Consider the following 24450-nt stretch of genomic DNA (forward strand, 5'->3'; position numbering starts at 1 on the left):
TCTGATGGAGCAGGGTCACTCACCTCATATGGACTGCTGGCGCTTAGAGTGAGTCGGTAGAAACTCAAGCACTGCTCGGTTAAACTCGTCGGCGTACTCCAAATATGGCAAATGTCCGCACTGATCGAACAACCGTAATTTAGCATTAGGAATACCATGCGCTGCTACTTCAGCATGGCCAACAGGAAATGCTCGATCCTGTTTTCCCCACATAATCAGTGTAGGTGACTGTATCTCTGATAGACGATCTCGAATGGGTTGCCAAATCTCTGATTTAATCCCGAAAAAGTTTCCCATCGTCCGAAATGTTCGAGTCTGGAATTGTAAGATCTCCGAGGACATATTCCGCAATACCAAACCCATAAACTCGCTATTGCTTAAGTAAGGGGATGGATCATAAACACATTGTTGCATCATAAATTTTGCTGCTCTAGGGCTAGGATGGTTTAGCAGTTCTCCCACACCCGGAAGTGAGGTTAGCCTTGCTGGAAATGCGACTTCTTTCCCTAAACCACCAATACTAATCAACACTAGATTGTCTATCTTGTCGGGAAACTGTAGTGCAATCTTCAAGGCAAGGATGCCACCTACAGAACCTGCAATCAGAGAGGCATGGGATAATCTCACCGCATCCATAAAGCGAACAATAAATCGACTCAGATCGTCAAGAGTGTAAGTCTTTTGAGGTTTGTCAGACTTGCCCGATCCAACCCAATCTAGAGCATAAACCTGATGCTGTTGAGCGATTGTAAATACATTTCTGTACCAATAATCGACTGCTCCTCCCTGTCCATGAATGAATAAAACGGGTGACCCTTTCTCCCCTAATGCCCAATAGCGTGTCTTAATTCCATCAACTTGAATGTATTGATCTGCTGGCAATTTAATGGTCATTACTTATCTTTTTAATGACGAATGTATTGAATAGTCCGAATCAAGGCGTTAATTATCACCTTGTAACTCTCTTCAGTGGATGACTCCAACGTAAGTAATCCAGTCTTTCAGGGGGCTACTCTCGACTTTTTGACCACGATATGTGTACCAATGTTAGATTTTAGTTACAAGAATAATGCCACTGGCCCATGACATTTTTGTCATCCGTATGTTCTCATTACGCTCAAGTTTGGCAATAAGATCTGCAACTTTCTCTCCATGCCCTTCTGGCCAGTTGGGTTGGGGTAACATGTCGTCAATAACATAAAGCCCAGATGGCTTGAGCAATTTTAAGGTTTCGTCAAGAAGACGATACTTGCCCGACCAGGTATCGGCAAATATGAAATCAAAGGTTTCGAGATACAAAGAGCGAAGATAGTCATCACCATCTGCACAGACAACCTTTAAACGGGAATCATGACCAAGATGTTTACGGAGAATAGAGAGCAACGATTCGTCATTATCAACAGTAATTAGTGATGAATCATGATCCATTCCATCTAGAATCCATGCAGTTGACAAACCTGTTCCAGAACCAAGCTCAAGAAAGTTACCCGAAGGCTTTGTAGCAGCCAATGTCCGAAGCAATGAACAAATGAGTGGGTCAGATGGCATTGAAAATTCTGCCTTGAGACTGGCACGCAATATAGCTTCTACCATTGGGGGTTCTTTAAGGTTGTCGTTATCATTCATTGGTTGTTTAATATAGCAAAGATTGCTAAGATTAGGACATAATGTATGGAAAGAGTTAGGAAAAAAGCGATGCCAGCCCCCTACAGTGTAGATCTAAGAGAGAAAGCGGTAAGTGCAGTAGAAAAAGGAGAGAAGAAAAGCCATGTCTGCCGAACACTGAACATTAGTCGCAACACCTTAGACCTATGGATAAAAAAGAAGAAAGAAACAGGAAGTGTAGCCGCGAAGAGAGATTATGAGCGTGGTCCACGACCGAAAATAGATGATTTGGATAAATTCAGAGAATTTGCGGAGGAGAACGGTCATTTAACGCAAAAACAAATGGCAGAAAAATGGCCAGAGCCTGTAAGTAGAATAAGAATAAGTAAGGCTCTAAAGAAAATAGGGTTTACTAGAAAAAAAAACTTATATTTACAGGGAAATAGAAGAGGAAGAGAGAAAGGCATTTGAAGATGAAATCAAGCAATATGCGGCAGAAAAACTGATTTATATGGATCAAGCCGGTCTAGATGACACTCTAGACTACCCCTATGGGTACTGTCATAAATCAGAGAGATTAAAGGCGAGCAAATTAGGACATAGAACCAAGAGAGTCAGCATAATAAGTTGTTGGTGGAATGGAACAACAATAGCTCCAATGATATTTGAAGGATACTGTAACGCTCAAGTAGTATGCACGTGGATAGAAGAAATGTTATTACCAGAGTTAATACCAGGTCAGATACTAATCATGGATAATGCAAGCTTTCATCCGAAAGAAAGAATAAAGGCATTGGTAGCAAAAGCTGGGTGTGAGGTTATATTTTTACCACCATATTCACCAGACTTGAACAAAATTGAGAAGTTCTGGGCGAGACTAAAACGTTATGTTTCCCAACTTGTTAGTAATGGAGAATCGCTGATTTCTGCATTGGATATAGCGTTGAGAGAACTGTCCTAACTATCTCGTCCTTTGCTATAATATTAATAGTTTACTGAATCAATTTAGTACATTTACATTTTTCATGTAGAGTAGATGGGCAGAAAATCCGTTGCATATTCACTTTTCTGCCCAGTTTGTGAAATATAATTGTGGGTTGCTAGATATAGGCTGGAAAATCTGTATATCCTGTTGAATAATCTCCCTCTGTCCCATTCCAAACCTTGGGATCAGGGTCTGGAGCTAAAGCCCAGCCATTAGCAAAGCGTTGTACTAGATCTGGATTTGAAATATAGGGACGACCAAAAGCAATTAAATCAGCGTTTCCGGCGGCGATCGCCTTTTCTGCCGTGGCTTGGGTATAACCACAATTCCCCATCAGGGTTCCCGAATAGACCGCCCGAAAGTCGGCTAAAGTTAATGGTTCTCCCAGATTATGGAAACCAAATGCTAGACCATCTACGATATGCAAATAGCCCAAATTGTAGGCGTTTAAGCGTTGTGCAAAATAGGGAAAAGCTTCTCGATAATCTGGAGAACCCATATCGTTATAAACGCCATTGGGAGATAGACGAACCCCCACCCGTTGGGATGGAAATACCGTTGAAACAGCTTCAGTAACTTCATGTAAAAAACGGAACCGATTTTCTAAACTCCCCCCATAGGCATCGGTGCGTTGATTGGTTTTAGACTGCAGGAACTGATCAATCAAATAGCCGTTGGCTCCGTGGATTTCTACCCCATCAAAGCCTGCTTCCTTCGCCCGCACGGCGGCTTGGCGATAATCTTCCACCGTGGCGGCAATTTCTTCAAGGGTTAATGGTCGGGGTGTTTGATGGGGCTGTTTTCCATCCGGGGTGTGGATATAGTCACCGTTAATGGCGATCGCCGAGGGAGCAACGGGCAAACCTAAATGGGGATGAAAAGATTGATGGGAAGCACGGCCACAGTGCCACAGTTGCAGAAAGACTTTAGACTCAGCCTGGTGAATAGCCTCTACAATTGGTTTCCAGCCTGTTAGTTGGGTCTCGTTATAAATACCAGGGGTATGGTTCCAGCCATTGCCAATCTCAGAAATAACTGTGGCTTCGGTTAGCATCAAGCCTGCATTAGCCCGTTGACGATAATATTCCACCATTAAGGGCGTAGGAACCCGATCATCAGCGGTTCTAGCTCTGGTCATAGGAGCCAACACTACCCGATTTTTTAAAGGCAGATCAGCAAGTTGGTATGTGTCAAATAAAGAAGGCATAAAAAATATTTACCAGTGAGTTGAGATTAATAAACTAAATAGATGTTTTCGGTGCTATGGGATTTCCATCAAAAGTATCCTTCTAGTCCTTTCATTTAAATGCGAATATGGGTTAAAAATTCTCTCCACCGTCGCCAGATTGCTCTGACAACTTTACGTTGCTGAAAAACGTGTAAAACGACAACGGCGAGGAAGAGATAGGACAACCAAAAATGGAGTGATCGCCCCAGGTCAACACGAGCTTCGTTTTCTGAAAATAAATCGGGAACAGTCATTCCCAGAAAAAAAACATTACTGCTTTTGAAAGAGTTGGAAAAAAATAAGCCACTGAGGGGAACAGCCAGCATGAATAAATACAAAAGAGAATGTAGGGTCACCTTGCGCCACCATGTCGTTGAGAAATGAGGAGTACGACGAGAATACTTTTTCCACCAGACTCGCAACAAAACTAGAATGCGCCAGAGTAGTAAACCGATTACAAAAACTCCCAATCCTTTATGAAAATCATATAGACCAGAGCGAATGGGAACCTCCCGTGACAAATCCGCCATAATCAATCCTGTGGAAAATAAACAAAAGTAACACCACGACATACTCCAATGAAGTGCCATCAGGTGTTGATACGCAGAGGTTAGGCGACCAGGAGGCTGAAAAAATGAGAACCAAGAGTGGGAAGACATCGTTTTTCATCAAAAAGCTAGAGAGTGTACCAATTTATGTGTAAAGAGTGAGATGGCTCGCAAAGGTCTGGCCAGAAATGAAGGCTCTATAGATCAATAGTATAGTCAGATACTAGGCGAGAAAATGGTACATTAACGTCTGACTGAATACTCAAGCCTTGACGTAAGCTACTAGCGAAACCCCCAACACTACCAATACCACCCCAGCAATACGGGTCGGACTAGCCGGGTAACGTACTAAGCCAATTGCCCCATAATGATCAAGGAACAAAGCTGCAACCATCTGTCCGGCGATCGTGAGGGCCAGGGCTAATGCTGCTCCAATTTTGGGCGTGGCAAAGATTGTTGACCACACGTAAAACGTTCCTAAACAGCCCCCTACCCACATCCACCAAGAGGTCTGGTTTAAGGATGCAACCACCGGCAATGGGTAACGAGCCAAAATACAGATTGCCAAGGAAGCAAGCGCACCTGCCAGGTAGGAAATAAATGTTACCTGCATAGGCTCGCCTACATAACGCCTCAGTAACGTATTGAGCGCTACCTGAACTGGTAAAACTGCTCCTCCGACTAGGGCTGCGAGTAAAAAGATGCTGCGGCCAGTCATTAAATAAGCTCCTGGAAGTGGTAAACACAGTCGTAACTTTAACCCTGGCTAAAGCTTAAAACAGGTTTTATGCCCTGTCGCTAGCCGAAAGTTGGTAATCAACTGGCTGATTAATCAGGGCAGCCACTGCCCATAAGTTGGTAGGCATCCCTAACTTTGGTTAGGTTTCCCCAAATTTGAAGCCTGTATAGTAAAAATAAAGTCCGGCTTTTGTAGCGAGTTCCCCAATGACTACAGATTCAATCCGCTGGCTGGAAAAATTATCCGCCCTAGAGCAGGAAAACGCTCTGCTTCAATCGCGGCTAGAGACCTGCAAAACATCCTTTGCCCTATTGCAAGCAGAGGTTATGGGCTATCAACATCTGGACGAGCAAGCCTGTAAACAGGCCCGTGATCGTCTGCTAGAAATTACTGCGATCGCCGCGAATACCCTACTCACCGCTGAAAATTTTGATGACGCCATCAATTCTGTCTTAGGGATGATTGGAGAAGGCTTAGAAACAGACCGGGTGACCGTGATCGAAATTTTTAAGCCCCTATCAGCTCTTCTCTCCCAGTGGCAAGTGCTCTATGAATGGACATCTCCTGGTACTCCAGCGCAAATGTCAAATCCAGACTGGATTCGAGGAACCTTTGAAGGTATTGAAGATCTTTACGATCAGTTTTTCGAGGGCCAGCCGGTGCACCGCTCCACTGACACAATGACAGAACCTTTTCAGAGTGTGCAGGCCCAGCTAGGTGTTAAAGAACTCTATGCGATTCCTATTTCTGTCAACGGTCATTTGTGGGGCATCGTTGGGGTTGATGATTGCCGCGTAACTAAACAGCGCAGTAAGGCAGAACTATCAACTTTAAAAATCACCTCTGACTGCATCGGCAGCGCCATTGAGCGTCAGCGAAATCAGCAATTATTGCTCCAAACTGAGCAGCAGCGGGTGGCTGAGCTAGCCCAAGCCAATGAGATTTTGCAAGCGCGGGATCGTCTGCTAGAAGCAACAGCGATTGCTGCTAACACTCTACTCTCCGCTCCTAACTTTGATGATGCCGTTAATACCGTTCTGCGACTGATCGGGGAAGCCTTAGATACGGATCGCGTCAAAGTTTTGGAATGTATGGATAATGCGTTACCTTACCCTTCTTACTTCGCCATCAGCCATGAATGGGTAAGGGAAGGGGTTATTCCGCAGCTTTCCCATCCCAGTTCTTCGCAGATCAGTAGTGATGGGGCAGAGAGTTTTCTGCATCAATTATTTCAAAGTGATGGATTTGGGGGTGTTTTGAAAGAGTGGCCTGAAGTCTTCTGGGAAGCTTTTGAAGCAGTGCAGGCTAAAGCTATCTACTGTGTTCCCATTCGTTTGGAAGGACAGATTTGGGGGTTTTTGATCTTCGACGATTGCCGGGACGTCAAACAACGAGACATGTCGGAACTATCCGTTCTAAAGATTGCCGCTAACTGTATCGGTAGTGCAATTCAGCAGCAACGAACACAACAAGCTCTCATCAAGGCTGAACAAGCCAAACAATCCGCTATTCTAGAAGAACGCAACCGCATGGCCGGCGAGCTTCACGATACTCTAGCCCAGTCATTTACTGGTATCTCTCTGCAACTAGAGGCTGCTAAACCATTACTGGGGGAAAGCTCCCCTACTCTAAGTAGCATTCTCAATCACCTTAAAGACCTGGCTGACGCTGGTTTAGAGGCAGCTCGCCAATCGGTCTGGGCACTCTATCCGGCCACCACGGACTATGCTGACTTGGCACAACTGCTCTATGAAAGTTTAGAAGTGATGAGCCGTAATACAGCCACTCGAATCGAAGTCAATGTTCACGGGAGTCCTTACGTGCTGCCAATATTCGTCAGCATGAACCTGTTGCGGATTGGGCAAGAGGCCATCACCAATGCCCTTAAACATGGCCAGGCCCAGACAATTACCATTGACCTAACCTATGAGGATGATTCTAAGACAGGGCAAGGCATTCTGCTCACCATCTGTGATGATGGCTGTGGTTTTATGCCGCCGATAGATCCCAAGGCGGGCAACGGCGGTTTTGGGCTGGTTAGTATGTCTGAGCGCTGTAATCGCATCGGTGCTCAACTCAGCATCACTAGCGCTCTGGGGGAAGGTACTCAGGTTTCGATCCAAGCTTTCCTGATCTAGCATTTTCCCCTATAACACTCGACAACCCATGATTCATCACCAAAAAGATCTTCTTTCCTCTTCTCTCACTCCTCACGGAGGTGTTGCTACCTCTCCTCCTATGTCTAACTCCCCCATTCGAGTCCTAATTGCCGATGACCATCCGGTGGTCCGGTCAGGGTTGGCCATGATTTTGCAACAGACGATAGGTATTGATGTTGTGGCCGAGGCAAGTACGGGACTAGAGGCAATCAGTCTATTTCACAAATACCAGCCCGACATAGTGCTAATGGATCTAAAAATGCCTGAGATGGGAGGAGTGGAGGCGATCGCCACCATTCGTCAGGTCTATCCCAACGTTCGCATTATTATTCTTACCACCTATGACGGAGATGAAGACATTTACCGTGGCCTTAGTGTTGGGGCTCGCGGTTATCTCCTGAAAAATGTCACTCGTAAAGAACTGACAGAGGTGGTACAACTGGTTCATGCTGGGCAAAAGTATATCCCTCTTGAAGTGGGTGCTCGTCTAGCCGAACGCATGGGTAGCCCTCAATTAACCCCCCGAGAACAGGAGGTTCTGCTGCAGCTCACCGAAGGCAAGTCTAACGGGGACATTGCCGCCGCACTTATGGTTAGCGAAGGCACCGTGAAATTTCACGTCAACGGAATTTTGAGAAAGCTAAATGTCGGCGATCGCACCCAGGCTGTGCTGGTAGCCCTCAAGCGCGGCATAGCAAATCTCTAAAAGAAGCAACAAATTTAGGAAAACTGACCTTGTCCCCATAAATCACGACGAATGTGATATCCAATTTCTATTTCTTCAACACCATCAACCTCCTGCACTACTAAACCACAATCGCCAATCAGTTTGCCATTCTCCTTAAAAATTAGTGCCCATAGTCCATACCCGTATTGGGCATACCTCTGGATGTTTCGCTCAATCCATGCCTGGGTCATTTTGCGGTCAAACGGTTGTGGATAGAACTGCATCGCTTCTGGATCAGAGGGGATTTCAAGTAAATCGTCCACGTCATTGGGAGTCATTTTTCGCAAAATTAACCGTTTAGTTTCCAACACTATAGCCAACTGAAATAAGAGTGGGGCGGACGGTATGTATAATGTTACATTATGAATAATGACTAAACTAATAAGCAACTTATGGCATACAATCTAGATTTACGGCTAAGAGTAATAAGTTTTCTAGAAGAAGGGAATGGTGTAACGAAGGCATCAAAAATATTCAAAGTAGGTAGAGAGACAATTTATAGATGGTTAAGCCGGGAAAATCTGGAACCAACGAAGGTAAAGAACCGGCGTCGGAAGATAGATATAAAAGAGCTAGAGAAAGATGTGATGGAAAATCCGGATACGCCGATGAAAGAGAGAGCAAAGAAATTCGGTGTAACTCCTAGCGCACTGTCATATAGATTTAAAGAAATGGGAATTACCCAAAAAAACAGTTTCTATATAAAGAAAGAGATGAAGAAAAAAGAGCAGAATATCAAAAAATCCTGAAAGAGCTAATTCTAATTTATGGGGTTGCAAGCCTTGTATTCGTAGATGAAGCTGGTTTTGAGGAGTTTGCCTCTTCAGTGTACGAATGGTCAAAAAGAGAAGTAAGAGTATATGGAGAAAAGCAAGGAAAGAGAGGAAAAAAAGAAAACTTTGTGGCAGGTAGAAGAAAAAATAAAAAAGAGCTGATAGCACCGATGCTATTTACTAAAAGTTTAAATGCCGAAGGTTTTGAAAGATGGCTTGAATTATACCTGATACCTGCATTAACAATTCCATCGGTATTAATTATGGATAATGCGCCTATTCATAGAAAGACTAGGATTAAAAAAATAGTGGAAGAGGCAGGACATACAATTTTATTTTTACCTACCTACTCGCCAGATCTTAATGACATAGAGCATGATTTTAGTGCATTGAAAAGAGCAAGAACATACGCTTCTCCAGGTGTAAGTATAGATGAAATCATTCATAACTACTGTGTAGCATAGTGTCCTATAGTTAATTTAACTATTTATAAAACAAAAGTGCTACGGGTATGGGCAGGAAACTAACTAGACTTTAAAACGATATCGTAGACAAGGCCTGCTCCTTCTCCTGCTCAGAAACCTCCAGATAGTGGGACAACACATTCAAATTTTTGTGACCACTAATTTTCTGAATGACCCGTAGATTAATTCCCTTCCGGCACATCATCGTTAACGCAGTGCGACGGAAAGAATGGGTAGAAACTCCCCTCACTCCAATCCTATCCGTTGCCGCTTTCAAAATTTTGTGGGCCATGGAAGGATGCAAATGTGACCCCACCCGTTTACCCCGAAATACATAGGCAGAGGGAAACCTAAAGCATTGTTGTTCCCGGTACTGATCAAACAAAGCTTGTAATGCTGGGGTAATTGCCACAGTGCGACTGGATTTGGTCTTTGTTTTTTCGATGCGGAAAGTCATGGCATCAGTAGTTACATCAGCCCAAGCCAAAGAACAAGCTTCCCCAATCCGGCAACCAGTGTAAAGACAAATGCCAAACAACAGGCGATCGCGGGGAGTGAGCAATCCAACGGTGAACAGGTTGTGCAGTTCCTGCTCTGTTAATACTTTTGCTTGTCCCTGACGGTTAATTTTCATTCAATAATTTGCGGAAAATATTGAATAGCTTCCACAACCCTAATTCTATCGTGGAATTTTTCCAACTCCCCATCGCTCAACATAAATTATTGCTAATTATTCTCAGTTGATAAATTCCGAAAGCCACCATCATCGCCAAAATCGTCTGATATGCCTTTTTGCTTGGCAAAATTATGTAGTTAACCTGAAAAGCCAAATGTGAGGGTTATAGGTGATTCTCAATGGTGTAATTTGTACTGCATCATTCTTAATTTCATTTCCTTGTTGGGTTCATCCATGTACAGGTAAAGTAGGTAAATGAGCAAGCGCTATCAATGCTATCATTCGAGTGATAACCAAAAGCAAGAGTTTGTTGTGGGCTGGAGGTAGTGTATGGCGAATCTAATTGTCCGCAATATTGATGAAGCGGTGGTGGTGGCCCTGAAAAAGCGGGCGGGGCAACATGGCATCAGTGCCGAAGCAGAGCATCGCAGAATCCTAGAACAGGCCCTATTGCAACCTCCCCGAAAATCCTTTGCGGAGGTGCTTCGCCAGATTCCCGATGTGGGCAATGACTCAGACTTTGAGCGAATACAGGATGACAGAACCAGTCAAATATTTGATTGATACCAACGTTATTAGTGAGCTACGGAAGCAAGATAGGGCTGACTCCGGCGTACTAGCATTTTTCCAACAAGCTCAGCATCTCTATTTGAGTGTGATTACCATTGGAGAATTGCGGCGGGGTGTGGAATTAATCAGGCATCGAGGAGATGATCAACAAGCCAATTTGTTGGAGGAGTGGTTGGAAATTGTCATTGCTGATTACGCTGACCAGATCCTAGATTTCACCATCTTTGAGGCTCAAGTTTGGGGAAAATTACGAGTCCCTCATCCCCATAACGCTCTAGATAAACAAATCGCCGCCACTGCCCTTAGTTACGGACTGACCCTAGTTACCCGTAATGTTAAGGATTTTGCTGACACAGGAGTTTGTTTGCTTAATCCTTTCAGGGGCAATCAATAATCCAAATAAAAACCCCGACTTTAGTCAGGGCTGTACTAGCCTAATAGCGATTAGGTTAGTGTTAAGGGTTGGGAGTTGTCCGGTTAAGGATCTCTGTCAGTTTGTCCTCAATTCTTTGTAGATGATCCAGGTAATCCGATTGGGACTCATAAAAATCAGCTTGGGCGGCCGCTAATCTTGCCATCCATTCAAAGACGTGGGCCCGGTCTTTACGGTAAAGGGAACTATCCTGATTAGCTTTGCTTGTTAATGCTTCAATGCTCTTGGCGTTGGACTCAATCAGAGCCTCAATGCGATCTAGTCGGTCAGACATACGTTAAACTTCCTATTAGATTTGTGTAATGGATTGGGAGAGTTAGTGGCTCTCCCTTTCTGCTTTTAGGGTAACGGATCAGAGTCAAGGAACGACAGTTGGAATTTGTTCAGGGCACATTTTGAGATCAACCATGGCACCAGGAATATCAAAAAGTTACCCCTTGTTTTAGTCAAAGTTGGGCAGAGATCGTCAGTCTTGAAACCCCTAGTAAAAGTTATTGGGGTCTATTTCCTTGGCTAAAACTCCCTACATCAATTAGTAAATATCGTTACATTTTAGAGTCTATTTAAACAGTATCCCCAACAATCAATTCAGCGATTAAACAGAGTTGTCAGAGCATTAGTGGACAAATCAATAAAGCTTTAAAGAAAGTTAAATTTTCCAATCTTTGTGGTCATTTTTATTTAGCTATTGGACAATATAAATTACTAATTTTAAGGAGTTCACTATGGAATTTAACTCCCACGACTGGCCTACCCATAAACAAGGTGAAGTTGTCCGCCAACTAATACTAGATGCGTTGGACAGTCCAAAGACCAAGGAAGAATTGTCCAGTTTGTGCAACAAAAGCGTTAGACAAATCACTAGACATTTACACCGTTTGTCCAGCGAAAACAAGATTTTGTCCACTGGAAAAGGGCAATTTGTCCGGCGGATTGCCGCTGGATTTTTACTCCTTTACGTTGGACAAATTTAGTCCAGCGTTGGACTTGACAGAAAAAAATTGTCATATAGAATCCCCTAAACGACAAGTTCCACAAAAAAATATTTGGGAGATTAAAAAAATGTCCATCGCTGGAAAGTCCAAAGGTGACGTTGTACAACAACTGGAAAAGTCCTACGGGGTAGCCCGGACAACGGTGTTTAATCGGCTGAAATATTTAGGCTATTCGTTGGACAAAGTTGATGATTTGTTCAGTTTGTCCAATGAACAAATGGCTGAACTTGATAACCTCCACCGCTGGATAAGTGAGGGGGCAGAATGGCTGACTATCCCAAGCCCGGTCAATTGGCCATGGTCACTGATGAGGGGGAACTAGAACAGTATGGGGAAGCAATCAATTTTGATGCCCTAGAAGGGGACGAGGAACTGGGTCACGCTGAGCTGATCCGGGCGGCCCAAAATCAAGCGGCGGGGATACTAATTGCCCAGAATTTACTAACCGCTGAAATCCTCAAAAATCCCCAACATTTACCGGCGGATCTCCAAGCCCAGGTGGAGCAGTCCAAGGTGGCGATCTCGCAGAGATCCGCTACGCGGTGCGCCCCAAAGCCCCAGAATCCTTTAGTGGTGGCTTCCCAATGGATTACCAAGGCGAAGGCTTATCAGAGCAACCAGAATCATGGTCAACTGGCGGCCTAGGGATGGGGACGAGTGGGATGAACAGGAGCTGGCCCCACCGGCCGGGGAAAGTTGTTATCGGCAACCGGAGATGGAAGGTCTGCTCCATTCCCTTTATTCCGCTCGCTCAGTGTTGGTGACATCGGGGGAGGGTATGGGCAAAACCTATCTGGTGCGCCAGGTCTGGGAACGGCTTTTGTCCGATGGAGTAACGTGCGAATACTTTGAACCCGCTACCCCCAAAACCATCCTGATGGCGATCGCCGACATGGCCGGGGTCGATATCAAAAACTTGGAAGGTAGGAGCAAAACGGTGGAAGTGCTTAAGCAGGAATTAATCCAGTGGTTCAGCGTTAATCGGGCGGTGCTGATCTTTGACGATGCCCATTACCTGGAAGTCAAATTTCGGCTTTGGCTCAAGAAGCTCAAGGATGTGGGGGTTCCCATTCTGTTGGCGGCCACCAATCCCCCCCGCACTGACCTGTTTATTTATGTCCCCAGGATTGAACTCAAACCCCTGGCGGAATATCAGATCCGAGACTTGATGGAAAAAGAGGCCATTAACCTGGGGTCAGATTTAAAGCCCCATCAAATTGCCAAGCTCCAAAGCCGGGCCGGGGGCAATCCCATGTTGGCCAAGCGGGCCATCGAGGAGGGTTTTTTGGGCATCCAAAACGAAGCGGGTGACCATGGCAGATACTTTGACATCACCCCATTACTGCTCCTGGTGGGCATTGTCTTTATCTGCTATCGCTTCATTGGCCTGGGGACGGGAAATCAATCCCTCTATATTTTGGCGGGCATTGGGGGAGCGATTTTCCTAGGGGTAGCCCGACTTTCCTACTACCTACCGAAGGAATCAAGGAGGATTAGCAACTGATGCTCACCATTACTCACCTCTTAGTAGGAGCGGCTTCCGTCGGCATGGCAGTCCAAACCACCAACCCGGTTCCCATTCTGATTGGGGCGATCGCCAGTCTATTGCCGGACATTGACATCAGCACCAGTCCCGCCGGTCGGATATTACCGTTTATTTCTCGACCCCTGGAGCAAAGATTTTCCCATCGCAGTGCCACCCATTCCTTATTGGCCAGTTTCACCTTGGCAATGGTTTCCTATGGCCTTTGGTTTGCTATCCCCGCCATTCCCCTAGTAATTGTCCATGCCCTGAATATCGGTTACTTCGCCGGTTGGTTCTTGGACTGTTTCACCAAATCCGGGGTGGAAATGTTTTACCCGTTGGGGGTGCGCTGTGTTTGTCCTGGGAACCGTAACTTAAGAATTTCCACCGGCAGTGCTGCTGAATATTGGTTGATGGTCTTCGTGGTGGCGATCGCCGTTTGGACTTTTCAACTCAATAACACGGGCGGTTTGGTGAAAAACTTCAATGTCCTGATTGCCGCCCCCAGTGGAGTGACGGAACTGTACAACCGCAAGGGGGGTAACCAGATAATTTATGCCGAGTATGAGGGAGTTTGGGCCGGGAATCGTGCGCCAATCAAAGAAGAGGCCCCGATAATTGCCACCAACGGCGAGGGCTTTCTGGTACTTCAGGATGACCAGGTGGTGAAAGTGGGCACCGAAGCGGACAGCACGATCATTGTTAATCGCATTCGAGGCCGGGAAGGGGAACCCGCAGTGATTACCACTGACACCATTTACCTCGATGATGAACCGCCCGACCTGCTGGAAGACTACATCCAACCCATGACTTTTCTCAGTGGCCAGCTCACTATTGATGACCCCAGTGTTTTAAGGCTGGAACAGTCCGCCTTTGCCTTTGCCCCCATCCGCCAGGCCGGAGGATTTGTCACCCTCGACCATGCCCCCATCGAAACGGCGATCCACCTCCTCCAAGACCAATACGTTAGGGGGTCGGTCACTATCAAAACCATTGAAAAACGCTAATTGGCCAATATCCCAAATTTAATATCCCCCTAAATCCCCCTTTGGAAGGGGGACTTCAAATCCAGTTCCCCCCTTGATAAGGGGGGCCAGGGGGGATTCTCAACTCACCAACACTAACCCCTAATAACTGCCATGACTTTTTCCCCCAGCAAACGTCCCCAACTCAACCGACTGACCCATACTCAAACCCCTAGTAATATTTTCCCCACCAAGCAGGAAGGGGTGTTAATCGGTGACCAGATTTATTGGAACCCCGCCACAGTGGCCAATCCCCACGGGTGCATAATTGGCGGTTCCGGGGCCGGCAAAACCCAAACCCTGAAGGCGATCGCCTGGGAAGTGAGTAGGTTAGCAAACGTTGTCATCATTGACTTCCACGGAGATCAGGAATTGCCGGGGGAGACTTGTTACCACGTCAACATGAAAAGCAATGCTGGCATTAACCCCATGCGGTTGAACCTTGACCAAGAAGGGGGTGGCCCTAACCTCCGGGCCATTGAGCTGGCCATGCTGTTCAAAAAGACCCTAACCTTGGGGGCCAATCAGGAAGCAAAACTATTGGACTGCTTCAAGCATTGTTACTTCCGTCGGGGTATCTCCCAGGAGTCCCATGAAAGTTGGTTAAAAGTGCCACCAAATTTTAGTGACCTGGAAGCTTTGCTGGAGGAAATGGCCGGGGAAGATAAGGAAGCGGAAAAACTGAGGCTGAAGTTATCCACCATTTTTGAGTACGGCATTTTCAACAAAACCCAGCCCCTGAACCAAACCCTCACCCGTTGGAACCTGTCCAAACTTCCCCCCCAATTACAGGCGATCGCCGGGGATGCGTTAGCTCAACAGTTAATGAATGACCATCGGTTATCTGGGGAGCATGGCATTCCCACCCCGAAAACGGTCTTGTTCATAGATGAAGCCAAGGAATTAGGCCATTCCAAAGCGTTGGACAGAATTGCGGCGGACGGCCGGAAGTATGGGCTGGGTCTGTGGGTGGCTTCCCAGTCTTCCCGTCATATTTCCAAGGATGTGCTGACCAATACGTTCACTAAGTTGATTCTTCCGGTTGATTCCTCTGAGTTACCCGTCACTGCCCGTACCTTCAGGTTTTCCGAGGAGGCGATCGCCAGCTTGAATCCCCTGGAATCCTTAGTACGTTTTGGTAAAAATGCCAACAAAGTTAACATTGTCCCCTTTTACCAAAGGAATACACCATGATTAGTTCTTTGATTATTCTTTCCTTCGTTGGTGTGCAAACCCTTGCCACTTGCCTGCTCCTGGCCTTTTTGATTCTTAGGGAGGACAAAATGCTATGAACTGGCGCGTACTATTATTGTCTTTAATTTTAGGGTCGATGGTGGTGGGTTCATTGCAGGCTCAGTCTTCCATCACATCCTCACCAGGGCAAAGTGGTGACCCATTAAGCACCCCCAACCGGCTCAAGATTAACCTCACCCTAGGCGACCCCACGGAACTGAAGGTGCGGGAAGGGGATACAGTCAACCGGGGACAGGTGTTATCGGACAAAGAAGCGGAACGCTCCCGACTGGAAAGAGATAAACGGGAAAGACTGCTGGCGATCGCCAATGTGGAAGGTCAATTAGTCCCCCTACTACAACCGGCCCCAGCCCTGCGGGAACTGCCCCCCATTTCCTACACCGTGGAAGAAACGGCCATTCAATTAGCGGAAATTAAGCTGGCCCAAGCCCAACGGAATCTAGCCACGGCGATCGAGGCTGACCCATTCATTTCTGCCAAGGCTAAGGTGGAGCGTTCCCTGGCCGATGTGGAAGCGGCCCACCGGGCTTTTGAGTTACAGCAACGCAAGCTTGATGCGGTCAATGGCCTGCGGGGTTTGCCGCCGGAGATGTTGACCCACGAAACCGAGAAGCTACGACAAGCCAAAACAACCCTGGAGGGCAAGGAAGCGGAGTATAAATTCTTCCAAGCGGAATATTTTCAGGTGGAAACAGACCGGCGCAAGGAACTCACTGATCTACAAAGTAAGGTCTCCATTGCCCGGGGGGAACTAGAACAGGCCCAGTCCAGGTTACGGGCCGCCAAGGAGAACCGAGAACTGGCGGAATATAACCACCGCATCACCATTTCCCGCCGAGCAGAGGAAGAAAATCAGGTGGCCATCAATGTGGCCAATCAAAAACTAGACCGGGAGTTCAAGTTGGCCCAACTAAGGGAGCAATTGTCCGCTGTGGAGGAAAAGTTAAATGGCATCGTTCAAGTCAAAAGCCCTTACTCTGGCACTATTCGCCGCATTAAGTTTGACCGCCAAACCGACGGCAAGCTGGCCGTTACCCTTTACCTGGACACCACCGGCCCTAGCCCAACTAACTGACGAGGAAGATGGGGAAATTGAGGAACCAGATCTGCTGGAAATTGGCAGTGAGGATGACCCGGAGTTAATGGAAGACCCCCAGGGGCAACCCAATCCTTTCCTTGACCCTGAACTGGACGACCTGGTGGATAAAAAAATCAGTGAAGATGTTTGGTCACAAATGCTGGGGGACTTGCCCTGTAGTGTGGCGACGGAATCCTGTGTTAACCAACTACAAAATACTGCCATCCAAAATTCTCGATTATTGGCAGACCTCCAGGACAAAATTGATGAGAGTATCGCCGCTGTGGAAGAGGCCAGGCAAAAGAATTTGGACTCCATTGCCATCTCTAATTTTTCCCCTTTCCTCCAGGTCTTTCTCTATTCCACCCTGGGGCCCGTCAGCAATGGGGTGGAATCTCCGGTTAATAATCCCTTCCGCCTCATCCTTGGCAATGTAGCAGCCGCTTTTCTGGGCCAGGGTTTGGGTTCTTTGTTCAACTGGTCACAATACGCCGGCAACGACTCCCAGCAACAACGGGCGATCGCCATTGGGGATATTCAAATCAAAATTGCCGAACTACAACGCAATAAGGCGGAATTACAGCAAAAACTCCGGGAACAGGTAACAGTGGAAATCCTCAAACTGGAGGAATTGGCCCGGGCTTTCCAAATTGAGCAGGCGATCGCCAAACGGGATAAGCAACGCCTCGAAATTGCCAGGGTTTCCTACCGATTTGGGGAAGGGGACAGTGAACGCTATTTGGCCCAACTGAGTAGTTATGACCGGCAAAAAGCCGCAACTTTTCGGGAATGGTCACGGCTCAGAAATCAGGTGGTACAGGTTAAATTGCTGGTGCTGGGCATCGGGGAGGATTAGTCATACTGAATGTCATTATCGGTCAGGTAGGATCTGCCCTTGCTACAAATAGGGCGGGGCGTCCATCTATACCAATCTGCCCAGTTATAGTTTCTCACCAAGACGTTATTTTTACGCAGTTCAAAGCCATCGGCATAGTCCAGGTCATAACCAGGCTTTTTCGTGCTGGCGGTTAATCTCCAGTAATATTTGAAAGCCACATGGCCACAGGCGTTAGATTTCTTCCTTTGGCTGAATTTCCATGGCACTGGGCCACCCCCATCTAAGCGCACAAAAAAAGTTGAGTTGGGGGGAATATCCCGGTCGGCGGCGTAGAAAATCAGTACGTTGTCTTTCAGTTTGGCAAACCAAGAAAATCGTCCCACAATGTAAGCGCAATTAATCTGGTGGTCGGGCAGAGTCATATCAGCCCCAGTGCCAGCCGCAACTATGTTGTCCCAATCCGGTCGGTTCCGCCAAAAGAAAGCTGTGCCGTTCACTAATTTACCTGTGTTCCAAATGCCACTGTCATGGCCACTGTAGGGCTGACTGGCCAAGGGGTATTGCTTCGGCACTTTGACGGTCATCATACTGCAATGGTTGGTGGTGGCCTTGGCAATGTAACCCCCACCCCGGTCAATAAATTCATAGTAGGTATGGGGTTCCAAGCCGGTGAAGGTGATCACCTCCGCACCGTCGTCATAGTTGTCGTAAAGACTGAGGGAATCATGGGGATTTTCTTCAGTTTGGGCCCTTACCACTGGGGATTGGAGGCTCAGGAGGCAGAGTAATATCAGGCATCGGCTCCATAGTTGTGTCTTCCAATGGGGCAGGTTCTTCCGGCATTTCAGGGGCTTGGGCAAGGATAGGAAGAACATAGAAGAACCCCAACGTTAAAGCAAGTAACAATTTCATAGAAAAAAAGGGGACTAAGATCCCCAATGAGTGAGCAGTGCTGGGCAAACGGATTTAGGGAGATGGCCAGTCAGCGGTGGTGAAGGTGGCACCATTACGGCAGATCGGCCCACCGGAAACGGCGGTCATGGCTCCCACATCGGGAATGGTCACGATGGTTGACCCCGTGGCGGAATCAGTGATGGTCAAAGAGCCGGAGGTCACCACGTATTTGCCGGAGTTGGAGAACCGGGCTGTGCCACAGGTGGAGGCCTTCACACTCCGCAGGGTAGGGGCATTGTTGTAGGTGACCACGTTGGAGCTGTAGGGGGTCAGGCCGGTGAAGTAAACGTTACCGTTGGAGTCTTTCAGGGTGGCGGATGGAGTAGGATTACCCACCAACACACCGTTGGAACATTTTGGCTCTGCTTCCACCACCAAAGAGTTAAAGGCAATGTCCGCACCTCCATTTAGTTTGAAAGTATCCCCGGCATTTATGGGCAAGCTGGCGGAGGAACCACTTAGTTTGATCACACCGCACTCGTTGGCGTTTTTATTCGTAGATCTGGGAAGGGATGAATATTCACCTTTGATGGATTGATAACTACCTAAACCGGAAACGTATATGTCTCCTGTGCGGGTTTCGCGCCCCACCGTTGGATTGGCAAAGGCACTAGGGGCCATTGAAGTTATGCCCAGTGCAGCTAAGGCTAGACTGGGAAGTATTTTGTATTTCATAATTGCAGGGAGTGTCATTGAGTGGGGCTATTTTATATGTCCCTCTCTTTTTGTCAAGGCTCTTTTTGTTACCGATTTATGGCTTTTTTTCTTGCTTTATTTGTTCATCAATTTCAGCTTTGACGTTTATAATTGCCAGATTTTCAATAAATTTATCAGGTACTCACTTGCACTTGCTGTTGCACTTGTAATGAAGATTGAGCTCGGACAAATGAATTATAAATAGAAACTTCCGAATTTATGATTTCAAAACTAACAGCTAGAGCATAAGGCACTTGAGCCGTTAAATCATTATTCCAGCCTTTATGAGCTACAACTGCTATACAGAAAGTGTTTCGCAAGTCGAAAGATTTGACTACTGCCCAATCTTTCTGAATTGCCCCAACTCCTCTAGAAGTATTTTTTACCCGTCTATTATGATTTTTCTGCTGTCCAAGTGTCCAGTCGAATAATCCAGATCCATCTTCCTGATCCTCAGAAGCTTCGTATTTTTCAAGAACCCTAGCTAAAAATCTATCTGGTGATTCTTCTTTTTGACTACATTCCCAATGTAACCAAGTAGATAAATATTTGCGTTTATTACGCCGTGTTCGACGTGGTTCAGCTTTATAAGAAAGTGTAATCTCAATAAGAATATCAAAAGCTTCTGCTGGAGATTGCAGTTCTTCTGGAATGATTACTTGATAAATATGTGCTTGTCGCGCTTGGATTAGACTATCCCCATTAGTAATCAATGTCACACGATTAGGTGCATTACCAAGTGCACGCTCAAGATTAGGCAAACCGTATCCCATCATACGGATAGCTGAGGAAAGATCAGGTTCATCATTAGCCCATGCAGGTAATCTTGCTGATTGCACAATCAAAGCTTTATAGAGCAAGCAACTTTCCTGTGGGAAATTAGATGCCAAGGCTGCTGCAATATGAGTCACTTTAGGCGCTGCAAAGGAAGTGCCAATATTATCCGCTGCAACTGCTGGCGCTCCCCCTATCGTCGTCCTTACTAACTCGGGGCAAACATCCGTAGGTGTAGAAAAGCTAGGCGGATTCCCCTCGTCTTTGACTAGATCTCCGCCATACTCAACGACTTCAGGCTTTATCGAATCCCAAATGCCATAGCCTGTGCAGGAAAATGCTGAGGGATAGTCTTGTAATGCCACAGAAGTACTCGGTGGACGATTATAGGTACAGTGAGCGATCGATCCTACAGTTAAAGCTTGAAAGCTTTGGGCAGGATTAGCGATCCGAGACGAATCCTTTAGTAAAAAATCTGGATATGCACACCCTTCCTCAAAGTGCTCTGTGAGAGCCTTGCGAGTAATACTCAGTCCTGGAAGTCGAACAGTAGGGAGGTTTCCGGCTGAAACAATAAAAAGAATGTCTTTTTGCCAAGCAAGGTAATCTATTTCAGCAGCCCAAGCACTCATGTAAGTCCTTCGACAAGGGGCTGAACTATTAATTGAGTGATTAAAGATGCGAGTACTTGTTTGAGAATGATAGAAATCTACGATGTCGTTTAAAACTTCTGGTATGTATAATCTGTCAGGAAATCTGCAATCCTGTCCTAAAACCCTAGCGTTTTGAAGCCAACAGATTGCTGTTTGCCGACCAGTACGTGGAACTCCTTGAGGATATAAAACTGCTCCAGCGACTCGTGTACCATGCCCACCACCTGATACACGATCCACTTTTTGATCAGCCTCATTAGGAACCCATGATCGCGAATTGCTACTATCTACGGCAACACGCAAGAAACGATGGCTTTCTTGGATGCCACTATCAATGATGCAGACCTTTGGAGCTAATGGTGATGGCGGATCAAGTGTAAATGAAGGTTGATCACTTGCCACTATAGTACGATCTGTTAATGGTTCAGCTATTTGATCTGGTTCGCTAACCTCAAAAACGTAGGGATAATTGGCAACTAAATCTTTCAAGCCCTTGCCAGAAATCTGAATGCGACTAGAGAAACTATCGGGCAAAAGTGCAAGATGGGAGCGATCATCATGATCACCAAGCAAAAGGAATGTTCCATCAAGCTTTCTTACGAAGTCTTCAAAATCATTTTCTCTATCAAGTTGTAGCCTTTCCCATTCCTGCAAAGTTTGGTCACGTCTATCAGTCCACCTAGCAACCTTACGAGCGTATCTCTCAGGGTCTTCATTCTCTTGTTGGCGTGGATAGTCTGAAAATTTAAAATTGAGACCTACACAGGCAATGCTGATATCAACTGTGTAAATGTGATCATCTAGAATCTGATCCCATCGAGCAAGCAAATCTGGCGACAGAATGTATTCCAGGCGCTTAAACTTACCTTCTAGAATTTCCCAGATCTCAGCGACTTTTCCTCCACCATGTTCTTCAGCAATAAACTTCTGAATCTTTTCCTGGAGTTTAGTCAACTCAGCATCAGCCGAAGCGCCAAGAATATAACCATCTTCTAATTCAAGAATTACTTCAATATTAAACTTTCTTAAGTCGTCTGCATCAAATGATTTTGGATCTACTTGAAGTATAAATGAAGGGACATTTTGAATGTCCGGCATTCCTACTTGCTGGCGTTTTTCAAGAGTATCTTTCCAATCAGAAATAATGGAGGATACGGAAGACCTGAGTCTTCCACCGTGTCCGCCACGATTGCCCTTATTCGCAAAGGATCGATCAGACGGATAAGGTCGCTTCCGAGGATCTAAAAACGCAGTTCCTATGTTTGACAGTCTTAGTTGAATATGTTTGAATTGTTTCGATGGCTCAGACATGAGAAGCTAAAACGTCTTGAATTGATTCTTCTAAATGTTCTTGAATGACTAACTCTTCTCGATCTAGAATGGCACGCTTCGCCGCATCTTGAGCAACCCTGACCACCTGTGCAGCCGAGAAATTGAGCATCTTTTGTATAATCGAGTTCCAATCAATTGACCCAACCTCAACCGAAGAGAGTGTCTGTTTTAAGATAACTTCAATTTCCCGCTTTGTCGGCTTTGGTACTTCAATAGCATCATCAAATCTTCGCCATACAGCTTCATCTAAAAATTTAGTTAGATTAGTTGCAGCAACAAGTAACCCATTTGAGACTTCATACTCGTCAAGTAGCTGAAGGAACGTATTAACTACCCGTTTAATTTCACCAACTTCCTGACTATCTTCACGAGATTTTGCCAATGCATCACATTCATCAATAAAGAGCAAACATGGAAATGCAGCAGCAGTCTCAAATACTTCGCGTAGGTTAGTAGCAGTTTCTCCTAAATAGGAAGATACCATTGCATCGAAGCGAACTTTGACCAAAGTTAAACCTGTATTCCAAGCAATACGTTCGGCTCCCATCGTTTTGCCGCACCCTGGAGAACCGTAAAGCAAAATCTTTTGGCGATAGCGCAACCCATGATGGGCAAGTCGATCACGAGCAGCATATTCCCGTTCAATACGGCGAAATCGTGTTTCTACGGCATCAGCAAGAATCATATGATGCCGCAAATTATCACGAGGAATCGTAACAATAAACGGATGGTTGAACCTATGTTTACTCGACAGGAGAGTGAGAGACTGTCTGTCGGATTCTTTAGACGCGGCTCTCTCCAAAAACTTTGAAGTACTTTCTCGTGTGGGGTTTAATGATGAATTTTCAGATTTGACAGGATTAGTTTTTTTCCGCAGAATACTTTCAAGTTGACTGGCAAGATTAGTGTGTCCTAACTTGCGTTCTTCTTCTACTACGATTGACAGCATGTTCTGTACTGCCTGTGAATCATCACCGGCAACAGCGCGGAATAGGCGTTTTAGTACCTCTCCCTTCATGTGTGACCTAACCCTACAAACATTTTTCTTGCTCTTAAGATAACTAAATTCTCGCAGATTCTATCAAAATTTTACAAAAAGTAAACACGGAATTTCGACAGAGCATCGCTGCATTCCCATTTCACAGGGTTTACCAGTATTGTGGCGGGGAAAAATCATTACTCAACACCGAAGGAACAACCCTAAACCTTGCTTGTGGGGAACTCTACAGTGGTTGTCCCTTGTATGCCGTCTTGGGCTTATCCATCATGGCGATCGCCAAAAATTCTTGCCGGTTACTGGTGGGAGGCAAAGTCCGCCCGGCTAAAGCCCGTCTTTTTGTGGGGTCTATATTTGATGGCACCGTGGATTACCACCGTGCATTGGGAGTGTAGCCGATCACCAAGTTTTACTAGGGGTTTACTGGCGATCGCCAAAAGATTCAGTCAAGTCATATTCCGGTCAATGACCATTTCAACCCTTAATTGTTCTGGTTAGCAACAAACCGATTAACCAGTTCAACATCAATGTCTAACTCCTTGGCAATTTCGGCAATTGTAAGACCTAATTTTTTCAACAGGGGTATGGTTTCCAATTTCCCCTCCAGTTTGCCTTTGAGTAAACCTCGTTGTTCCCCTTCCCGTAAGATTTCTTGATAGACTGCGGATTCCTGCATGATTTCACTCCTTAAAATTGTCTTAATAATGTCAGGGGCCAGCAGAATTCCTCCAAAAACTGAGGTTGCGGCCATGAGATTTGCCTTAACTCGATTATCCTCAATCTGATCCAGCACAGTCGCCACTTCCCTTAATTTTAATGCGGGGTCAGAGGTTTGGGTCAATACCGCCAGGGGCAATAGCCCTGGACTTTGGAGAAATACTTCCGATGGTTGCTCCCAGAGCCGGATCGCTTGATAACGGTGCAGAGTCTCCCCCACCCGAAAACTATCTTGATAAACCAAGTCATTATTACTACGTTTTAGATAAATAACGAATTGGTGCATCGTCTTCTGGGGAAAACGGCGATATACCCTCACCCGATAGTCCAGCATCCGAAAGCCCATGGTGGGGTCAGGTTCCGTTTGAAATTCCAGATGCAAAACCAAGTCTTCCGATTGCTCCAAAATCAGGGAGTCAGCCCGAATTGGTTCCAGGGAAAGTTCCGTCGGACTAAGCTTGGTCAATTTGATTGGTCGTCCCAACAACCAGGCGGCATAGTCTTCAGAAAATGATTCAGCCAGAAATTTGCACAGATTATCAAACATACCCAAATTTTACCGGCGATCGCCTATTACAGATTTAGCAAGCAGTTCCCGCCCATGCCGAGATAAATGTAAAACATTCACCTGGGGCTAAAAGCTATATGTAGCAAAGATTCTAGGCTTAGCGTCTGTTTTTTTCCCTTTTCTGTAATAACCCCTAT

At 45.9% G+C, this 24450-nt stretch carries 27 protein-coding genes and 1 pseudogene; 15 read left to right on the forward strand and 13 right to left on the reverse strand.

Annotation, left to right across the window (positions count from 1 at the left end; translation table 11 throughout):
• Positions 1-24: 24 nt before the first annotated feature.
• Together IQE94_RS18180 and IQE94_RS18185 are read right to left on the reverse strand one after the other, a co-directional pair.
• Complete coding sequence (locus tag IQE94_RS18180) at positions 25-894, reverse strand: alpha/beta fold hydrolase (RefSeq protein ID WP_223343295.1); 870 nt, start codon at positions 892-894, stop codon at positions 25-27.
• A 153-nt stretch (positions 895-1047) separates the two neighbouring features.
• Positions 1048-1626 (reverse strand): O-methyltransferase, encoded by a 579-nt coding sequence (locus IQE94_RS18185; RefSeq protein WP_223343296.1) that lies wholly within the window; start codon positions 1624-1626, stop codon positions 1048-1050.
• 45 nt (positions 1627-1671) lie between these two features.
• Between IQE94_RS18185 and IQE94_RS18190 the strand changes: the two genes are divergently transcribed.
• Positions 1672-2076: an IS630 transposase-related protein gene (locus tag IQE94_RS18190; protein ID WP_223341982.1), complete on the forward strand. Its 405-nt coding sequence runs from the start codon at positions 1672-1674 to the stop codon at positions 2074-2076.
• A 7-nt stretch (positions 2077-2083) separates the two neighbouring features.
• Positions 2084-2566 carry an IS630 family transposase gene (locus IQE94_RS18195; RefSeq protein ID WP_249214025.1) on the forward strand — a complete coding sequence of 161 codons (483 nt, stop codon included), beginning with the start codon at positions 2084-2086 and terminating at the stop codon, positions 2564-2566.
• 139 nt (positions 2567-2705) lie between these two features.
• Here the strand turns inward: IQE94_RS18195 and IQE94_RS18200 are convergent, their stop codons facing one another.
• The 3 genes from IQE94_RS18200 to IQE94_RS18210 form a co-directional block, all read right to left on the reverse strand.
• Positions 2706-3797, reverse strand: a complete 1092-nt coding sequence (locus IQE94_RS18200; protein ID WP_223343298.1) for an alkene reductase — start codon at positions 3795-3797, stop codon at positions 2706-2708.
• Positions 3798-3892: 95 nt separating this feature from the next.
• Positions 3893-4477: a cytochrome b gene (locus tag IQE94_RS18205; RefSeq protein ID WP_223343300.1), complete on the reverse strand. Its 585-nt coding sequence runs from the start codon at positions 4475-4477 to the stop codon at positions 3893-3895.
• Between the two features lie 151 nt (positions 4478-4628).
• Positions 4629-5084: a DMT family transporter gene (locus tag IQE94_RS18210; protein WP_223343301.1), complete on the reverse strand. Its 456-nt coding sequence runs from the start codon at positions 5082-5084 to the stop codon at positions 4629-4631.
• A 227-nt stretch (positions 5085-5311) separates the two neighbouring features.
• Here IQE94_RS18210 and IQE94_RS18215 point away from each other — a divergent pair, with 227 nt between their 5' ends.
• Together IQE94_RS18215 and IQE94_RS18220 are read left to right on the forward strand one after the other, a co-directional pair.
• Entirely contained in the window at positions 5312-7243 is a 1932-nt protein-coding gene (locus tag IQE94_RS18215) for a GAF domain-containing protein (RefSeq protein WP_223343302.1), read from the forward strand.
• Positions 7244-7343: 100 nt separating this feature from the next.
• The gene (locus IQE94_RS18220; protein WP_223343303.1) at positions 7344-7970 is read left to right on the forward strand and encodes a response regulator transcription factor; all 627 of its coding nucleotides are present in this window, start codon (positions 7344-7346) and stop codon (positions 7968-7970) included.
• A 14-nt stretch (positions 7971-7984) separates the two neighbouring features.
• Here IQE94_RS18220 and IQE94_RS18225 read toward each other — a convergent pair whose 3' ends face one another.
• The gene (locus IQE94_RS18225; RefSeq protein ID WP_223343304.1) at positions 7985-8299 is read right to left on the reverse strand and encodes a GNAT family N-acetyltransferase; all 315 of its coding nucleotides are present in this window, start codon (positions 8297-8299) and stop codon (positions 7985-7987) included.
• An 84-nt stretch (positions 8300-8383) separates the two neighbouring features.
• On the opposite strand from IQE94_RS18225, the pseudogene IQE94_RS18230 reads away from it, so the two are divergent.
• A pseudogene (locus IQE94_RS18230) lies at positions 8384-9228 on the forward strand (IS630 family transposase).
• Positions 9229-9298: 70 nt separating this feature from the next.
• Here the strand turns inward: IQE94_RS18230 and IQE94_RS18235 are convergent.
• Positions 9299-9862, reverse strand: coding sequence for a site-specific integrase (locus IQE94_RS18235; RefSeq protein ID WP_223343305.1), 564 nt, complete (start codon positions 9860-9862; stop codon positions 9299-9301).
• Between the two features lie 372 nt (positions 9863-10234).
• Between IQE94_RS18235 and IQE94_RS18240 the strand changes: the two genes are divergently transcribed.
• Complete coding sequence (locus tag IQE94_RS18240; protein ID WP_212722504.1) at positions 10235-10468, forward strand: DNA-binding protein; 234 nt, start codon at positions 10235-10237, stop codon at positions 10466-10468.
• A complete protein-coding gene (locus tag IQE94_RS18245; RefSeq protein ID WP_212722503.1) occupies positions 10440-10868 on the forward strand; it encodes a type II toxin-antitoxin system VapC family toxin in 429 nt (142 codons plus the stop codon). Before IQE94_RS18240 ends, IQE94_RS18245 begins: the two co-directional genes overlap by 29 nt.
• 61 nt (positions 10869-10929) lie before the next feature.
• Here the strand turns inward: IQE94_RS18245 and IQE94_RS18250 are convergent, their stop codons facing one another.
• Positions 10930-11181 carry a hypothetical protein gene (locus IQE94_RS18250; RefSeq protein ID WP_190597172.1) on the reverse strand — a complete coding sequence of 84 codons (252 nt, stop codon included), beginning with the start codon at positions 11179-11181 and terminating at the stop codon, positions 10930-10932.
• 451 nt (positions 11182-11632) lie between these two features.
• Here IQE94_RS18250 and IQE94_RS18255 point away from each other — a divergent pair, with 451 nt between their 5' ends.
• The 7 genes from IQE94_RS18255 to IQE94_RS18285 all read left to right on the forward strand — a co-directional run bounded on the left by IQE94_RS18255 (position 11633) and on the right by IQE94_RS18285 (position 17640).
• Complete coding sequence (locus IQE94_RS18255; protein ID WP_223343307.1) at positions 11633-11881, forward strand: hypothetical protein; 249 nt, start codon at positions 11633-11635, stop codon at positions 11879-11881.
• A gap of 285 nt (positions 11882-12166) precedes the next feature.
• On the forward strand, positions 12167-12547 hold the full coding sequence (locus IQE94_RS18260) for a hypothetical protein (protein ID WP_223343309.1): 381 nt from the start codon (positions 12167-12169) through the stop codon (positions 12545-12547).
• Entirely contained in the window at positions 12528-13406 is an 879-nt protein-coding gene (locus IQE94_RS18265) for an ATP-binding protein (protein WP_223343311.1), read from the forward strand. Before IQE94_RS18260 ends, IQE94_RS18265 begins: the two co-directional genes overlap by 20 nt.
• Positions 13406-14434 carry a metal-dependent hydrolase gene (locus IQE94_RS18270; RefSeq protein ID WP_223343312.1) on the forward strand — a complete coding sequence of 343 codons (1029 nt, stop codon included), beginning with the start codon at positions 13406-13408 and terminating at the stop codon, positions 14432-14434. The genes IQE94_RS18265 and IQE94_RS18270 overlap by 1 nt, the downstream gene beginning before the upstream one ends.
• Positions 14435-14566: 132 nt before the next feature.
• Positions 14567-15646: an ATP-binding protein gene (locus IQE94_RS18275; RefSeq protein WP_223343313.1), complete on the forward strand. Its 1080-nt coding sequence runs from the start codon at positions 14567-14569 to the stop codon at positions 15644-15646.
• 94 nt (positions 15647-15740) lie between these two features.
• Positions 15741-16781 carry a hypothetical protein gene (locus IQE94_RS18280; protein ID WP_223343314.1) on the forward strand — a complete coding sequence of 347 codons (1041 nt, stop codon included), beginning with the start codon at positions 15741-15743 and terminating at the stop codon, positions 16779-16781.
• Positions 16708-17640 carry a SurA N-terminal domain-containing protein gene (locus tag IQE94_RS18285; protein ID WP_223343315.1) on the forward strand — a complete coding sequence of 311 codons (933 nt, stop codon included), beginning with the start codon at positions 16708-16710 and terminating at the stop codon, positions 17638-17640. Before IQE94_RS18280 ends, IQE94_RS18285 begins: the two co-directional genes overlap by 74 nt.
• On the opposite strand, the gene IQE94_RS18290 is transcribed toward IQE94_RS18285, so the two are convergent.
• The 4 genes from IQE94_RS18290 to IQE94_RS18305 all read right to left on the reverse strand — a co-directional run bounded on the left by IQE94_RS18290 (position 17637) and on the right by IQE94_RS18305 (position 23049).
• Entirely contained in the window at positions 17637-18380 is a 744-nt protein-coding gene (locus tag IQE94_RS18290; protein ID WP_223343316.1) for a hypothetical protein, read from the reverse strand. The genes IQE94_RS18285 and IQE94_RS18290 overlap by 4 nt on opposite strands.
• Positions 18381-18588: 208 nt before the next feature.
• Positions 18589-19197: a hypothetical protein gene (locus tag IQE94_RS18295; RefSeq protein ID WP_223343317.1), complete on the reverse strand. Its 609-nt coding sequence runs from the start codon at positions 19195-19197 to the stop codon at positions 18589-18591.
• A gap of 209 nt (positions 19198-19406) precedes the next feature.
• Positions 19407-22010, reverse strand: a complete 2604-nt coding sequence (locus IQE94_RS18300; RefSeq protein ID WP_223343319.1) for a S8 family peptidase — start codon at positions 22008-22010, stop codon at positions 19407-19409.
• The gene (locus IQE94_RS18305) at positions 22003-23049 is read right to left on the reverse strand and encodes a 26S protease regulatory subunit (RefSeq protein ID WP_212722567.1); all 1047 of its coding nucleotides are present in this window, start codon (positions 23047-23049) and stop codon (positions 22003-22005) included. The genes IQE94_RS18300 and IQE94_RS18305 overlap by 8 nt, the downstream gene beginning before the upstream one ends.
• Positions 23050-23282: 233 nt before the next feature.
• Between IQE94_RS18305 and IQE94_RS18310 the strand changes: the two genes are divergently transcribed.
• The gene (locus tag IQE94_RS18310) at positions 23283-23423 is read left to right on the forward strand and encodes a hypothetical protein (protein ID WP_212722569.1); all 141 of its coding nucleotides are present in this window, start codon (positions 23283-23285) and stop codon (positions 23421-23423) included.
• A gap of 86 nt (positions 23424-23509) precedes the next feature.
• Here the strand turns inward: IQE94_RS18310 and IQE94_RS18315 are convergent, their stop codons facing one another.
• A complete protein-coding gene (locus IQE94_RS18315; protein ID WP_223343321.1) occupies positions 23510-24292 on the reverse strand; it encodes an Rpn family recombination-promoting nuclease/putative transposase in 783 nt (260 codons plus the stop codon).
• Between the last annotated feature and the right edge of the window lie 158 nt (positions 24293-24450).

It is taken from the genome of Synechocystis sp. PCC 7339 (genome assembly GCF_019924095.1).
Classification (GTDB): domain Bacteria; phylum Cyanobacteriota; class Cyanobacteriia; order Cyanobacteriales; family Microcystaceae; genus Synechocystis.

What these genes read in the sequence shown, in the direction of transcription:
- IQE94_RS18190 (WP_223341982.1), top strand. Translation starts at nt 1,672, where the DNA reads ATGGAAAGAGTTAGGAAAAAAGCGATGCCAGCCCCCTACAGTGTAGAT.
- IQE94_RS18240 (WP_212722504.1), top strand. Translation starts at nt 10,235, where the DNA reads ATGGCGAATCTAATTGTCCGCAATATTGATGAAGCGGTGGTGGTGGCC.
- IQE94_RS18275 (WP_223343313.1), top strand. Translation starts at nt 14,567, where the DNA reads ATGACTTTTTCCCCCAGCAAACGTCCCCAACTCAACCGACTGACCCAT.
- IQE94_RS18210 (WP_223343301.1), bottom strand. Translation starts at nt 5,084, where the DNA reads ATGACTGGCCGCAGCATCTTTTTACTCGCAGCCCTAGTCGGAGGAGCA.
- IQE94_RS18245 (WP_212722503.1), top strand. Translation starts at nt 10,440, where the DNA reads ATGACAGAACCAGTCAAATATTTGATTGATACCAACGTTATTAGTGAG.
- IQE94_RS18180 (WP_223343295.1), bottom strand. Translation starts at nt 894, where the DNA reads ATGACCATTAAATTGCCAGCAGATCAATACATTCAAGTTGATGGAATT.
- IQE94_RS18305 (WP_212722567.1), bottom strand. Translation starts at nt 23,049, where the DNA reads ATGAAGGGAGAGGTACTAAAACGCCTATTCCGCGCTGTTGCCGGTGAT.
- IQE94_RS18295 (WP_223343317.1), bottom strand. Translation starts at nt 19,197, where the DNA reads ATGGCCCCTAGTGCCTTTGCCAATCCAACGGTGGGGCGCGAAACCCGC.
- IQE94_RS18220 (WP_223343303.1), top strand. Translation starts at nt 7,344, where the DNA reads ATGTCTAACTCCCCCATTCGAGTCCTAATTGCCGATGACCATCCGGTG.
- IQE94_RS18205 (WP_223343300.1), bottom strand. Translation starts at nt 4,477, where the DNA reads ATGTCTTCCCACTCTTGGTTCTCATTTTTTCAGCCTCCTGGTCGCCTA.
- IQE94_RS18300 (WP_223343319.1), bottom strand. Translation starts at nt 22,010, where the DNA reads ATGTCTGAGCCATCGAAACAATTCAAACATATTCAACTAAGACTGTCA.
- IQE94_RS18260 (WP_223343309.1), top strand. Translation starts at nt 12,167, where the DNA reads ATGGCTGACTATCCCAAGCCCGGTCAATTGGCCATGGTCACTGATGAG.
- IQE94_RS18250 (WP_190597172.1), bottom strand. Translation starts at nt 11,181, where the DNA reads ATGTCTGACCGACTAGATCGCATTGAGGCTCTGATTGAGTCCAACGCC.
- IQE94_RS18215 (WP_223343302.1), top strand. Translation starts at nt 5,312, where the DNA reads ATGACTACAGATTCAATCCGCTGGCTGGAAAAATTATCCGCCCTAGAG.
- IQE94_RS18200 (WP_223343298.1), bottom strand. Translation starts at nt 3,797, where the DNA reads ATGCCTTCTTTATTTGACACATACCAACTTGCTGATCTGCCTTTAAAA.
- IQE94_RS18255 (WP_223343307.1), top strand. Translation starts at nt 11,633, where the DNA reads ATGGAATTTAACTCCCACGACTGGCCTACCCATAAACAAGGTGAAGTT.
- IQE94_RS18280 (WP_223343314.1), top strand. Translation starts at nt 15,741, where the DNA reads ATGAACTGGCGCGTACTATTATTGTCTTTAATTTTAGGGTCGATGGTG.
- IQE94_RS18265 (WP_223343311.1), top strand. Translation starts at nt 12,528, where the DNA reads ATGGTCAACTGGCGGCCTAGGGATGGGGACGAGTGGGATGAACAGGAG.
- IQE94_RS18315 (WP_223343321.1), bottom strand. Translation starts at nt 24,292, where the DNA reads ATGTTTGATAATCTGTGCAAATTTCTGGCTGAATCATTTTCTGAAGAC.
- IQE94_RS18185 (WP_223343296.1), bottom strand. Translation starts at nt 1,626, where the DNA reads ATGAATGATAACGACAACCTTAAAGAACCCCCAATGGTAGAAGCTATA.
- IQE94_RS18235 (WP_223343305.1), bottom strand. Translation starts at nt 9,862, where the DNA reads ATGAAAATTAACCGTCAGGGACAAGCAAAAGTATTAACAGAGCAGGAA.
- IQE94_RS18270 (WP_223343312.1), top strand. Translation starts at nt 13,406, where the DNA reads ATGCTCACCATTACTCACCTCTTAGTAGGAGCGGCTTCCGTCGGCATG.